The following is a 274-nucleotide window of genomic DNA, read 5'->3' on the forward strand; positions in this document are numbered from 1 at the left end:
CCAGTTCATCGCGGACCGGTCGCAGCCGAACAAGCCGCCGCAGCCGCAGGACGACAGCTTCGGGGTGCGTCCGGGTCGCACGACGATCCTGCCGGTGCTGGGCAACGACGTGGACCCGGACGGGGACGTGATGACGGCGTCGCTCGCGGGGGACTCTCCGGCCAACGCGACGGTGCAGGCGATCATGGGCGGTGCCGCGCTGCAGGCGGTCGTGCCCGAGGACGCGCAGGGGACGGGCACGTTCCGGTACTCGGTCGCGGACGGTCGCGGTGGT

General features: G+C 73.0%; 1 protein-coding gene. It reads left to right on the forward strand.

What is annotated here, in order from left to right; genetic code table 11:
* Positions 1–274, forward strand: a 274-nt coding sequence (locus ABWU78_RS20995) for an Ig-like domain-containing protein (protein WP_439159407.1), incomplete at both ends; no start/stop codon positions are given.

The organism is Cellulosimicrobium sp. CpK407 (genome assembly GCF_051844275.1).
Classification (GTDB): Bacteria; Actinomycetota; Actinomycetes; order Actinomycetales; family Cellulomonadaceae; genus Cellulosimicrobium; species Cellulosimicrobium cellulans_G.